At 59.9% G+C, this 12,799-nt stretch carries 10 protein-coding genes and 3 pseudogenes; 10 read left to right on the top strand and 3 right to left on the bottom strand.

What is annotated here, in order from left to right; translation table 11 throughout:
- Positions 1-97 precede the first annotated feature (97 nt).
- The 9 genes and pseudogenes from ACW4PC_RS12555 (at position 98) to ACW4PC_RS12515 (ending at position 9,275) form a co-directional block, all read left to right on the top strand.
- On the top strand, positions 98-439 hold the full coding sequence (locus tag ACW4PC_RS12555; RefSeq protein ID WP_455874018.1) for an ArsR/SmtB family transcription factor: 342 nt from the start codon (positions 98-100) through the stop codon (positions 437-439).
- A 68-nt stretch (positions 440-507) separates the two neighbouring features.
- Positions 508-1,401 (top strand): LysR family transcriptional regulator, encoded by an 894-nt coding sequence (locus ACW4PC_RS12550; protein WP_039846333.1) that lies wholly within the window; start codon positions 508-510, stop codon positions 1,399-1,401.
- Positions 1,402-1,539: 138 nt separating this feature from the next.
- The gene (locus tag ACW4PC_RS12545) at positions 1,540-2,019 is read left to right on the top strand and encodes a formate dehydrogenase subunit gamma (protein ID WP_368358832.1); all 480 of its coding nucleotides are present in this window, start codon (positions 1,540-1,542) and stop codon (positions 2,017-2,019) included.
- Positions 2,016-3,572: a formate dehydrogenase beta subunit gene (locus tag ACW4PC_RS12540; protein ID WP_455874017.1), complete on the top strand. Its 1,557-nt coding sequence runs from the start codon at positions 2,016-2,018 to the stop codon at positions 3,570-3,572. Before ACW4PC_RS12545 ends, ACW4PC_RS12540 begins: the two co-directional genes overlap by 4 nt.
- A 6-nt stretch (positions 3,573-3,578) precedes the next feature.
- Positions 3,579-6,459, top strand: a pseudogene (gene fdhF, locus ACW4PC_RS12535) (formate dehydrogenase subunit alpha).
- Between the two features lie 59 nt (positions 6,460-6,518).
- Positions 6,519-7,287: pseudogene (gene fdhD / locus ACW4PC_RS12530) on the top strand (formate dehydrogenase accessory sulfurtransferase FdhD).
- Complete coding sequence (locus tag ACW4PC_RS12525; RefSeq protein ID WP_039846328.1) at positions 7,277-7,522, top strand: formate dehydrogenase subunit delta; 246 nt, start codon at positions 7,277-7,279, stop codon at positions 7,520-7,522. Before fdhD ends, ACW4PC_RS12525 begins: the two are co-directional and overlap by 11 nt.
- A 351-nt stretch (positions 7,523-7,873) precedes the next feature.
- Positions 7,874-8,578, top strand: a complete 705-nt coding sequence (locus tag ACW4PC_RS12520; RefSeq protein ID WP_455874016.1) for an MFS transporter — start codon at positions 7,874-7,876, stop codon at positions 8,576-8,578.
- 184 nt (positions 8,579-8,762) lie between these two features.
- Positions 8,763-9,275: an MFS transporter small subunit gene (locus tag ACW4PC_RS12515; RefSeq protein ID WP_455874015.1), complete on the top strand. Its 513-nt coding sequence runs from the start codon at positions 8,763-8,765 to the stop codon at positions 9,273-9,275.
- Positions 9,276-9,390: 115 nt separating this feature from the next.
- On the opposite strand, the gene ACW4PC_RS12510 is transcribed toward ACW4PC_RS12515, so the two are convergent.
- The 3 genes from ACW4PC_RS12510 to rocF form a co-directional block, all read right to left on the bottom strand.
- Entirely contained in the window at positions 9,391-9,867 is a 477-nt protein-coding gene (locus ACW4PC_RS12510; RefSeq protein WP_027511677.1) for a chemotaxis protein CheW, read from the bottom strand.
- Positions 9,868-10,095: 228 nt separating this feature from the next.
- The gene (gene rocD, locus ACW4PC_RS12505; RefSeq protein WP_455874014.1) at positions 10,096-11,295 is read right to left on the bottom strand and encodes an ornithine--oxo-acid transaminase; all 1,200 of its coding nucleotides are present in this window, start codon (positions 11,293-11,295) and stop codon (positions 10,096-10,098) included.
- Positions 11,296-11,307: 12 nt separating this feature from the next.
- A complete protein-coding gene (rocF, locus tag ACW4PC_RS12500) occupies positions 11,308-12,243 on the bottom strand; it encodes an arginase (protein WP_194728356.1) in 936 nt (311 codons plus the stop codon).
- A 132-nt stretch (positions 12,244-12,375) separates the two neighbouring features.
- Between rocF and ACW4PC_RS12495 the strand changes: the two are divergent.
- Positions 12,376-12,795: pseudogene (locus ACW4PC_RS12495) on the top strand (Lrp/AsnC family transcriptional regulator); the annotation flags it as partial.
- Positions 12,796-12,799 lie beyond the last annotated feature (4 nt).

Genomic DNA, 12,799 nt, shown 5'->3' with positions numbered 1-12,799 from the left:
TTGGACTTTTTTTGGTATTTCGCCAATTGGGTACAATGCCGGCGTGTGGATATGTTATCGTTGCGGCTACCTGAAGTGCATCCAGCAGAGATTCAGAATGCCCTTGCCCAAGACCGAACCGGGAATAGCCGGCCAGGAACTGCAGAAGCTTGCTGTAAAAGCCCACGAAGCAAGCGATCTGCTGAAAGCAATGGCGCATCAAACCCGGCTTCTCATTCTCTGCATCCTCGCCGAGGAGGAAAAGACGGTCAGCCAAATCGAAGGATTGCTCGGTATACAGCAAGCGATGGTTTCACAGCAGCTTGCGCGGCTGCGCATGGAGGGCCTCGTCAACACGCGCCGGGCAGGCCGGCTGGTCTATTACAGCATCGGCAATGCCAAGCTGACGATTTTCCTGGATTCTCTCTTCGGCTTGTTCGAAGCAACCGACCCCGACTGATTCCTGCCCTTGCGATTATTGGCAGCTAGCGCCAAAGATGGCTTGTCCCGAAGCGGGCGGAAGGCCGGATGATCGACAAACTTGAATTCTTCATTGCCCTTGCCAACGAAAAGCACTTCGGCCGTGCTGCCGAGGAGTGCGGCATCTCGCAGCCCACGCTATCGGCTGCAATCCGGCAACTTGAAGATCAACTGGGCGTCATGCTCGTGCAGCGGGGCTCACGATTCCAGGGTCTGACGCCGGAAGGCCAACGTGTCCTCGAATGGGCAAGGCGCATCGTCGGTGACACGCGCACCATGCGCGAAGAGATGCGCGCGGCGCGCAAAGGTCTTTCCGGCCATCTGCGCCTTGCTTCCATTCCGACAGCTCTGGCGATGCTACCGCGTATTACGACGCCTTTTCAGGAGCGGCACCCGGACGTCACCTTCTCCATCGTTTCGCGCAATTCGCTGCAGGTGTTGAGCATGCTCGAAAATCTCGAGATCGACGCCGGGGTGACTTATCTTGAAAACGAGCCGCTTGGGCGTGTAACGACCGTGCCGCTTTATGCCGAGCGCTATCACCTGATCACTGCCGCTGGAAGTCCGCTTTCCGATCGCGAGACCGTGACCTGGCGCGAAGTGGGCGACCTTCGGCTTTGCCTATTGACGGCTGACATGCAGAACCGCCGCATCATCAACCGGCACCTCGCGGAAGCCGGCGCGAGCGCGCATCCCACTTTGGAATCCGGTTCGATGATCGTGCTGTTTTCTCATGTCAGAACCGGGCGCTGGGCGAGCATCATGCCGCGTAATGTGGCTGAATCCTTTGGATTTCCGGCCGAAATACGCATGATTCCGATTGTCGAGCCGGCGGCCCATCATTCGGTCGGGTTGGTCGCCACACATCGCGAGCCTTTTACGCCCCTCGTGTCTGCGTTGCTGCACGAGGCAAGAATACTCGCAGAGAGCGAAAGTCTCTGATAGAAATTTCCTATCAGTCGACGGAACAGCTTTATTGATCGCTCGATGTTTCCCTGAAAGACTTCCTTCGAGATACCGGATCGGCATGGGAGGCCGGTGCGGTGAGCGACACAGCAAAGCCTCGGGAGGCCTGCCGAAATGAATGCTCATGTCGCCAATGGCGATATTGCCGAACGCACGCGCGCGATTGTTGGTGCCTTGCGCTCTCTTGAAGGCCCGCTCCTTCCAATCCTTCACGAAGTCCAGGATGAATTCGGCTATGTGCCGCACGAAGCGCTGCCGGTTATTGCGAGCGAGCTCAATCTCTCGCGCGCCGAAGTGCATGGGGTGATGACGTTCTATCACGATTATCGCGATCATCCTGCCGGCCGCCATGTCCTGAAGCTCTGTCGTGCCGAGGCCTGTCAGTCGATGGGCGGCGATGCCGTCGCCGATCGTATGAAGACACTGCTCGGTGTCGATTTCCATCAGACCGCGCTCGACGGCAGCGTGACCTTGGAGCCAGTTTACTGTCTCGGGCTTTGCGCTTGCGCGCCCGCAGCCATGCTGGACGGCGAGCTCTATGGGCGGGTCGATGATGAGACAATTGCCGACCTCGTTGCGGAGGTGCGGCGATGAGCGTGACGATTTATGTTCCGCGCGACGCCGCAGCGCTAGCGCTCGGTGCCGAGAAGGTGGCTGAAGCGGTTACCCAGGAGATCGCAGCCCGCGGCATCGATGCGAAGATCGTGCGCAACGGCTCGCGCGGAATGTTCTGGCTAGAACCTCTGGTAGAGGTCGAGGTATCCGGCAAGCGCATCGGCTACGGGCCGGTAAAAGTGAAGGATGTCGCTGCACTTTTCGATGCGGGGTTGGTCAGCGGCGGCGATCATGCGCTCTGTCTGGGGGAGGTCGAAGGCCTCCCATTCCTCAAGGAACAGACCCGCCTGACCTTCGCCCGCTGCGGCGTCATCGATCCGCTTTCTCTGAAAGATTATGAGGCACATGGCGGCCTTGCCGGCCTTCGCCGCGCGGCGGCCATGGCTCCCGCAGACGTCGTCAAGGAGGTGACCGATTCCGGTCTTCGCGGCCGCGGCGGTGCTGGTTTTCCAACCGGCATCAAATGGAAGACGGTACTGGATACCGCGGGCGAGCGGAAATACATCGTCTGCAATGCAGACGAAGGCGACAGCGGCACCTTCGCAGACCGCATGATCATGGAGGGTGATCCTTTCGTGCTGATCGAAGGCATGGCAATTGCCGGTCTCGCGACGGGTGCGACGAAGGGCTTCATCTATATCCGTTCGGAATATCCCCATGCGATCGCGACAATGGCGGAAGCGGTCGAGATCGCCGGCGGCGCCGGCATTCTCGGCGCTTCGGTACTCAGTTCTGGCCGCGCGTTCGATATTGAAGTCAGGACCGGTGCGGGCGCTTATGTCTGCGGCGAGGAAACGTCGCTGCTGAACAGCCTGGAAGGCAAGCGCGGCGTCGTTCGCGCCAAACCGCCGCTGCCGGCGCACCAGGGACTCTTTGCCTGTCCCACGGTCATCAATAACGTGATCTCGCTGGCCTCCGTGCCGGTCATCCTGGACAAAGGGGCTGTTTTTTACCGCGATTTCGGGATGGGCCGGTCGCGCGGCACGATCCCGCTGCAGATCGCCGGGAACGTCAAGCATGGCGGTCTTTATGAGACGGCGTTTGGGCTATCACTCGGCGACATCGTCGACAGGATCGGCGGCGGGACGGCAACGGGCCGGCCGGTGAAGGCGGTGCAGGTCGGCGGTCCGCTTGGTGCCTATTTCCCGAGGACACTCTTCGATACGCCTTTTGACTACGAAGCCTTTGCTGCCAAGGATGGCCTTATCGGCCATGCGGGCATCGTCATATTCGACGACACCGTGGACATGCTGAAACAAGCGCGGTTCGCCATGGAATTCTGTGCGGTCGAAAGCTGCGGCAAGTGCACGCCCTGTCGCATCGGCTCCACGCGCGGCGTCGAAACCGCAGACAAGATCGCGCAAGGAATCGAGCCGGAGAAGAACCGGGCATTACTCGCCGATCTCTGCAACACCATGAAATTCGGCTCGCTTTGCGCACTCGGTGGCTTCACGCCCTATCCGGTGACGAGCGCGATGACGCACTTCCCGGACGATTTCGCGCCAACACCCCTCATCGAAGCGGCGGAGTAAGGATCCATGTCTCTCGTTCATGAAATCGACTACGGCACCCCGGCTCTAGAAATCCGAAACAAGCGTGACGCTGACCATCGATGGCCGTCAGATCAGCGTGCCGGAGGGTACGTCCGTCATGCGCGCCTCGATGGAGGCCGGAATTCAAGTGCCGAAGCTTTGTTCGACCGATATGGTCGACGCCTTTGGCTCCTGCCGCCTCTGTCTCGTGGAGATCGAAGGCCGTAATGGGACGCCCGCATCCTGCACGACGCCGGTTGCAGCGGGCATGGTGGTCCATACGCAAACCGGACGCCTCAAGGATATTCGCCGCGGGGTGATGGAGCTCTACATCTCCGATCACCCGCTCGACTGTCTGACCTGTGCTGCCAACGGCGATTGCGAGTTGCAGGATATGGCAGGTGCCGTCGGCTTGCGCGACGTTCGCTACGGTTATGAAGGCGACAATCACGTCAAGGCACGCAACAACGGCGACAACAATCTTAAATGGATGCCGAAGGACGAGTCGAACCCGTATTTCACCTATGATCCGTCAAAGTGCATTGTCTGCTCCCGCTGCGTGCGTGCCTGCGAGGAAGTGCAGGGAACCTTTGCGCTGACGATCGAGGGCCGCGGTTTCGGCTCGCGTGTTTCGCCGGGCATGCACGAGCACTTCATCGATTCCGAATGCGTTTCATGCGGTGCCTGCGTGCAGGCCTGCCCGACGGCGACGCTGACCGAAAAATCGGTCATCCAAATCGGCCAGCCGGAACATTCGGTGGTGACCACCTGTGCTTATTGCGGCGTCGGCTGCTCGTTCAAGGCGGAGATGCGCGGTGAGGAGCTGGTGCGCATGGTGCCGTGGAAGGACGGCCAGGCCAACCGTGGGCATTCCTGCGTCAAGGGGCGTTTTGCCTATGGCTACTCGGCGCATAAGGACCGGATCCTCAATCCGATGATCCGCGAGAAGGTCACCGACCCTTGGCGTGAAGTGACCTGGGACGAGGCTTTTGCGCACGTGGCGTCGGAATTCCGCCGCATCCAGTATCAGTATGGCCGCGATTCGATCGGCGGCATAACCTCGTCGCGTTGCACGAACGAGGAGACGTTCCTCGTTCAGAAACTCGTGCGCGCGGGCTTCGGCAACAATAATGTCGATACCTGCGCTCGCGTCTGCCATTCGCCGACGGGTTATGGCCTCGGCCAGGCCTTCGGCACCTCTGCCGGTACCCAGAATTTCGACAGTGTCGAGGATTCGGATGTCGTCATCGTCATTGGCGCCAATCCGACGGACGGCCATCCGGTCTTTGCCTCGCGACTGAAAAAACGGCTGCGTCAGGGCGCCAAGCTGATCGTCATCGACCCGCGGCGCATCGATCTCGTCAAAACACCGCATGTCGAGGCTGCCTATCACCTGCCCCTGAAGCCTGGCACCAATGTCGCCGTCATGACGTCGCTGGCGCATGTGATCGTGACCGAAGGGCTCTATGACGAAGCCTTCATTCGCGAGCGCTGCGATTGGTCTGAATTCGAAGATTGGGCGGCTTTCGTCTCGGAGCCCTATCACAGCCCGGAAGAGACCGAGACGTTCACCGGCGTTCCGGCGCAATCCGTTCGTGGCGCAGCGCGCCTTTATGCGCGCGGCGGAAACGGGGCGATCTACTACGGCCTCGGCGTCACCGAGCACAGCCAGGGTTCCACGACCGTTATGGCGATCGCAAACCTGGCGATGGCGACCGGCAATATCGGCCGTCCGGGCGTCGGCGTTAACCCGCTGCGTGGCCAGAACAATGTGCAGGGCTCCTGCGACATGGGCTCCTTCCCGCACGAGCTGCCGGGTTACCGCCATATCTCGGACGATGCGACGCGCGATATCTTCGAGAAGCTATGGGGCGTCAAACTCAACAACGAACCCGGACTTCGCATCCCGAACATGCTGGACGCTGCCGTGGATGGCACGTTCAAGGGTTTGTATGTCCAAGGCGAGGACATTCTCCAATCCGATCCGGATACGAAGCACGTGGCGGCCGGTCTTGCTGCAATGGAATGCGTCGTGGTTCAGGATCTCTTCCTGAACGAGACGGCGAACTACGCCCATGTCTTCCTGCCGGGCTCGACCTTCCTGGAAAAGGACGGCACTTTTACCAATGCCGAACGTCGTATCAACCGCGTGCGCAAGGTCATGACGCCCCGCAACGGTTATGGCGATTGGGAGGTGACGCAGAAGCTGGCACAAGCCATGGGGCTCAGCTGGAATTACCAGCATCCGTCCGAGATCATGGATGAGATCGCGGCAACGACACCGAGCTTCGCGCTGGTTTCATACGACTACCTGGAAAAGATGGGATCGGTGCAGTGGCCCTGCAACGAAAAGTCCCCCCAAGGTTCGCCGATCATGCATGTGAACGGCTTTGTTCGCGGCAAGGGCAAGTTCATCCGGACGGAATATGTCGCGACCGATGAACGAACCGGACCGCGCTTCCCGCTTCTGCTGACGACGGGCCGTATCCTCAGCCAGTATAATGTCGGCGCCCAGACGCGGCGCACCGACAACGTCGTCTGGCATGCCGAGGACCGGCTAGAAATCCATGCGCATGATGCCGAAATGCGCGGAATTCGCGATGGCGACTGGGTGAAGCTTGCCAGTCGCTCCGGCGATACGTCACTGCGGGCGCTGATTACCGATCGCGTTGCACCCGGTGTCGTCTACACGACCTTCCATCATCCGAATACGCAGGCAAACGTCATCACCACCGACTTTTCCGACTGGGCGACGAACTGCCCGGAATACAAGGTGACGGCGGTACAGGTCTCGCCATCGAACGGCCCTTCAGAGTGGCAGACCGAATATGACGAGCAGGCACGCCAAAGCCGTCGCATTGCCGGCAAGCTGGAGGCGGCCGAATAATGGAAAGGCGGGCGGCGCGCATTTCCGTCAAACGCATCGCCCGAAAGGGCGGGGTCGTGATGCCGGGTGAGCGCGTCGTGCCGGAGGAGATACCGGTTGCCTTTTCCTACGGCGGCACGGCGCATGCGGTAATGATGGCGACGCCGGAGGACATAGAAGACTTTGCGATCGGATTCAGCCTGACGGAAGGCATAATCCAGGACGCGGGCCAGATCTGCGCAATCGAAATCGTCGATCAGCCGCAGGGTATCGATGTCCAGGTAACGCTGACAGACGATGTCGCCGACGCGTTGCGTGCGCGCCGACGCAGCATGGCTGGACCGGTTGGTTGCGGGCTTTGCGGCATCGAATGGATACGATCAGGCTGTCCGTCAGGTGCCCGATGTTTCCTCAGCGGATCTCAAGCTGACGCATGGCGACATCGTCCGAGCCGTCTCGCTCCTTAATGACGCTCAGCCGCTTCACAGGGAAACACGTGCGGTCCACGGAGCGGGCTTCTACATTCCCGGTAAAGGCTTGCTCGCCGTTCGCGAGGATGTCGGCAGGCACAATGCGCTCGACAAGCTCTGTGGGGCTGTCATTGGCACCGGAACGCCCGGCTCAAAGGGGGCTGTAGCCGTCGCGAGTCGGCTGTCGGTCGAGATGGTGCAGAAAGCCGCGATCCTGGGAAGCTCTGTCCTCATCGCGATTTCTGCGCCGACGGCTCTTGCCCTCCGAACTGCCGAGCAAGCCGGCATGACGCTCGTTGCGCTTGTGCGCGGCGATGACTTCGAGATTTTCACCCACCCGCACCGTATTTTGCCTGAAAGCATTGCCGATGTCGCATGATCCGCATTCAAAGCTCGTCTACATGGCCAACCAAATTGCGACCTTTTTCAAGAGCCAGCCTGAGAGCGAGGCAGCTCAAGGTGTTGCGACGCATATCAACAAATTCTGGGAGCCGCGCATGCGGCGGCAATTGTTTGAAATTCTCGAAAAGGACGACAACCGCTTGAACGCGCTCGTCATTCAAGCCGCACCTCTGATCCGCAGGCCCGAACCGGCCGAATCAATCCGGAAATAAATAACGATTTCACGCTGGAGGGGGGCACAGGCGTTTCGCCTGCTCAAGCATGAATTATTGCAAGAAAAGTCTTTAATCAGGAGGAATTATTCATGACTGCTGCGGAAACAGATACCACAGGTGATTTAGCCGGACTTGGCCTGCTTGATCGGGAGAGGATCATTGCTAAGCCGGGTTTCAATCGCTGGCTTGTGCCGCCGGCAGCGCTCGCCATACATCTTTGCATCGGCATGGCTTACGGCTTCAGCGTCTTCTGGCTGCCGCTTTCGAAATCGCTCGGGATCACGGCATCGACGGCATGCCCCGATCTGACGCTTGCGTCTGCGCTGTTCACGACGATATGCGATTGGCGTGTCGCCGATCTCGGCTGGATCTATACCCTCTTCTTCGTTCTGCTCGGTTGCTCCGCCGCCATCTGGGGCGGCTGGCTGGAGCGAGTCCGGACCGCGCAAAGCGGGCTTTGTATCCGCTTGCTGCTGGTGCGGCGGCATTCTCGTTGCTGCCTTGGGCGTGATGACGCATCAGCTGTGGCTGATGTGGCTCGGCGCCGGCGTCATCGGCGGCATCGGTCTCGGCCTCGGGTACATTTCGCCGGTGTCGACGCTCATTAAGTGGTTTCCGGACCGCCGCGGCATGGCGACGGGCATGGCCATCATGGGGTTTGGCGGCGGGGCGATGATCGGCGCACCGCTCGCCAACCTGCTGATGAACTATTTCAAGACCGACACCTCGGTTGGTGTCTGGCAAACCTTCATCGTTATGGCGATCATTTATTTCGGCTTCATGATGGGCGGTGCGTTCGGTTATCGCATTCCACCCGCCGGCTGGCGTCCGGAAGGCTGGACCGCCCCTGCAGCCAAGAGCACGATGATCACCACCAAGCACGTTCACCTGCGCGATGCGCACAGGACGAAGCAGTTCTGGCTGATCTGGGCGGTGCTCTGCCTCAACGTGTCGGCAGGTATCGGCGTTATCGGCATGGCCTCGCCAATGTTGCAGGAAATCTTTGCTGGTTCGCTGATCGGTTTGCCTGGATGTTGGCTTTGCGCAGCTTGACGCGGCGCAGAAAGCGTCCATCGCCACGATCGCTGCCGGGTTCGCCGGACTTCTGTCGCTCTTCAACATCGGCGGCCGCTTCTTCTGGGCCTCGCTCTCCGACAAAATCGGCCGCAAGAACACCTATTATTGCTTTTTCATCCTCGGTATCGCGCTTTATGCACTTGCGCCAACCTTTGCGGGCATGGGCAACAAGGCGCTCTTCGTCCTCGCCTTCGCCATCATACTCTCGATGTATGGCGGCGGTTTCTCGACAATTCCGGCCTATCTTGCCGATATTTTCGGCACGCAATTCGTCGGCGCTATTCACGGCCGCCTACTGACAGCGTGGGCAACCGCCGGCATCGTTGGTCCTGTGGTCGTGAACTATATTCGCGAAGCGCAGATAACAGCCGGTGTTGCGCCGGGACCGGCTCTCTACACAGGCACCATGTATATCCTGGCTGGCATGCTGGCGCTGGGTCTGATTGCCAACGCCCTCGTCCGGCCGCTTGCCAGCAAGTGGTTCATGTCCGATGAGGAGGTCGCAGCACTTCAGGCGAAATCTGCAGCCGCAAGCATCGGCCCGACCGGCTCGTTCGGTATCGGCAAAGGCGGCTTCGACGCGAAGGCTCTGCTTGCCTGGGCCGTCGTCGGCATCCCGCTGCTTTGGGGCGTATGGGTCACGCTGAAGGCAACCTTTGCACTGTTCGGTTGATTTTGACCATTCTCGAAAATCAAGGCACGCGCGTCGGCGCGTGCTTTTTTAATGGTGCGCCACCATTAAAAAAGCCGCCTTGCGGCGGCTTCTCCGGAAATCATGCTTCGATGGCTTACGCTGCCAGTTCGTCGGTTTCGTTTTCCTTGAACATCTTGGCAAGGTTCAGGAAGCAGATCATGCCGTTCTCCGAAGCGATGACGCCTTCGCAGTAAGCGCGATCGAAGGATGCCGTCACTTCGGGTACGGGCTGAACCTGGCTGGAGGCAATCGTCAGAATGTCGGAGACGCGGTCGACAAGCATGCCGATGACCATGCTGTGCACTTCGGCGACAACGATGGCGCTTCGCTCATTGGCGACGGTGCTCTTCATGCCGAGCTTATAGGCGAGATCGATGATCGGGATAACTGAGCCGCGAAGGTTCATGACGCCGATGACATCAGCGGGCGCATGCGGGATCGGCGTCGAGGGCGCCCAGCCGCGGATTTCGCGGATGGTGGTCGTCTTTACGCAGAACTCCTGATCATGCAGGCGAAATGCGATGATCTCGAGAGTGTCGCCGCTGAAGTTATTTGAGTTGATCGTCGTCATTAGAAAGTCTTCCCAAGCCCGGCAGAAGCGGCTGCGCCACCATTGGCGCGAACACCCCGTGCCTTCACACCACGCGACGCCCTCGCAATGATCTTCGAGGCCTCGTTACGGTTATCCGGGACATTACCGGAAGAGTGTTGCACAAATCTAAATTGTCACAGGAGACCACAAGGTTTTTGGGTTCATTCGCGGTCTTGCATCAACAACAGAAACGAGAAGGTGCTTGCCTTATGCGATCGTCTTCTCGATCTCAGAGATCGCCCATTCCACCTGTTCCTTGGTGATGACGAGCGGCGGCGCCAGGCGGATCGTATTTTCATGCGTATCCTTTGCCAGCAGGCCCCGTTCCTTGAGGTTGTAGCAGTACTGCCGCGCGCCGCCAGCTTCCGGCTCCAGCTCGATCGCCATCATCAGGCCGCGGCCGCGCACGTCCTTGACGATGTTGGAGCGGATCGACCTCAGGCCGTCGAGGAAGTATGCACCCATCTTCTCGGCATTTTCGATCATGCCTTCCTCAGTGAGCACCTTCAGTGCCGCGCGGGCGACGGCGCAAGCAAGAGGGTTGCCTCCAAACGTCGAGCCATGCTGGCCGGGTTTTAGCACGCCGAGAACTTCCGAGTTGGAAAGGACGGCCGATACCGGATAGAAACCACCGGAAAGCGCCTTGCCGATCAGCGTCACGTCGGCTTCAATGCCCTCATGCTCCTCGGCCAGGAGTTTGCCCGTCCGGCCGAGGCCCGTCTGGATCTCGTCGAGGATCAGCGTGACGTTGTTGGCGGTGCACAACTCACGGACACGCTTGAAATATCCCTCAGGCGGGATGATGACACCGGCTTCGCCCTGGATCGGCTCGATGAGGGCGGCAACGGTGTTCTCGTTGATGGTGGCCGCGAAGGCTTCCGCATCGCCGAAGGGAACCATGCGAAAGCCTGACGTATAGGGGCCGAAGCCGGCACGTGCGTCCGGATCGGTGGAAAAGCTGATGATAGTAAGCGTCCGGCCATGGAAGTTATCGGCGCAGACGATGATCTCCGCCTGTCCTTCCGGAACGCCCTTTACTTCATAGCCCCATTTGCGAACCGCCTTGATGGCCGTCTCAACGGCTTCGGCGCCGGAGTTCATCGGCAGGATCTTGTGAGAGCCGGTGAGCGTGGCCAGCTCCTCATAGAGATGTGCGAGCTGGTCGTTGCGGAATGCGCGCGAGGTGAGAGTGAGCTTTCCGGCCTGTTCGACCATCGCCGCCAGGATCTTCGGATGGCAGTGCCCCTGATTGACAGCCGAATAGGCGGAAAGGCAATCGAGATACCGCTTGCCGTCCGTATCCCAGACGTACACCCCTTCGCCGCGGGTCAGGACGACGTCGAGCGGCTTGTAGTTATGCGCACCAAGCTGGTGTTCGGTGGCGATCAGATCTGCGGATGTGCTCATGGCTGCTTCCCCTTATGCGGCGCGTGTCGGACGATCGAAGATGCGGCGGCCGAAGAGGCTTGCCGTCAGTTCCACGAGAACGCGGGCACTCTTGCCGCGATCGTCCAGAAACGGATTGAGCTCGACGAGATCAAGCGACGAAACGAGCCCGCTGTCGGAAAGCATTTCCATGACGAGGTGCGCTTCGCGAAATGTCGCGCCGCCCGGGACGGTAGTGCCGACGCCAGGTGCGATATCCGGGTCGAGGAAATCGACATCGAGGCTTACATGCAGAAGGCCGTTCGCCTTTTCGATTGTGCTGACGATATGGCGCATGGTGGCTGCGATGCCCTGCTCATCGATCGAGCGCATGTCGAAGACGTTGACGCCGTGCTTTTGGATTTCCACGCGCTCGGACGGATCGACGGAGCGAATGCCAACTTGGAACACATTGCGCGGGTCAACGAGGGGCCGGTCCTTGGGCAGGATTTCGGCGACCTCGGCCTGACCGCTGAAGAAAGCGACGGGCATGCCGTGCATATTGCCGGAAGGCGACGTCGCCGGCGAATTGAAGTCGGAATGGGCGTCGAGCCAGAGCACGAAGAGCGGGCGGTCTTTTTCGGCCGCGTAACGCGCCATGCCGGAGACACTGCCCATCGACAAGCTGTGGTCGCCGCCGAGAATCAGCGGAAAGCGTCCGGCCGCAGCGGCCTCGTAGGTGCTGGCTTCGAGCGCACGCGTATAGGCGCCAATGAGACGCAGATTGTGCGCCTTCGGATGGTTCGGAAGGTCACGTGCCGGAACGACGTGGATGTCGCCTTCATCGCGCACATCATGGCCGAGGTCGATCAACGTCTGGTCCACACCGGCAATGCGCAGCGCTGCCGGCCCCATCGCCGCCCCGCGCCGGCCCGAGCCTTCCTCTACCGGAACACCAATGAGTGTGACTGATCGAGATTGAACTTCCATTCTGGGCGCTCCGGATTCGAAATTGGATTAGCGCATATTCGGATATCGACGTGACGGCAAAAAGATGGAAAAGTGTCAGAAATGAAATCCGATTATGCACTTTGCTAAGTGTGTTTCGACAAAGTGATCGCCATGGACGACCTTGATCAAGAACTTCTAAGCGCGCTTCGCCATAATGCGAGAACGCCGGTATCCTCTCTCGCCGCGATGACTGGCGCGTCGCGCGCGACCGTTGCCGCCCGTATCGACCGGCTTGTTGCAAGCGGCACCATAGCCGCTTTTACCATCCGGACCGGCCATGAAACGCGCGCCGCCGGCGTTCGTGCCATCGTCATGATCGAGGTACTCGGCAAGCTCGCCGACCGAGTAGCCGATCAGTTGCGCGGTCTCCCGCAGGTGCGCGCGCTGCACAGCACCAACGGCAAATGGGATTTCGTCGCCGAGCTTGAGGATCGCGATCTCGTCTCCTTCGATGAGACGCTCCGCCGTATCCGGCTCATCAACGGCATCAATTCGACTGAAACCAGTATCCTGCTGAAAACCCGGAAGTCCGATT

The sequence above is a fragment of the Rhizobium yanglingense genome (genome assembly GCF_977109285.1).
This window is presented reverse-complemented; position numbering and strand designations above follow the sequence as displayed.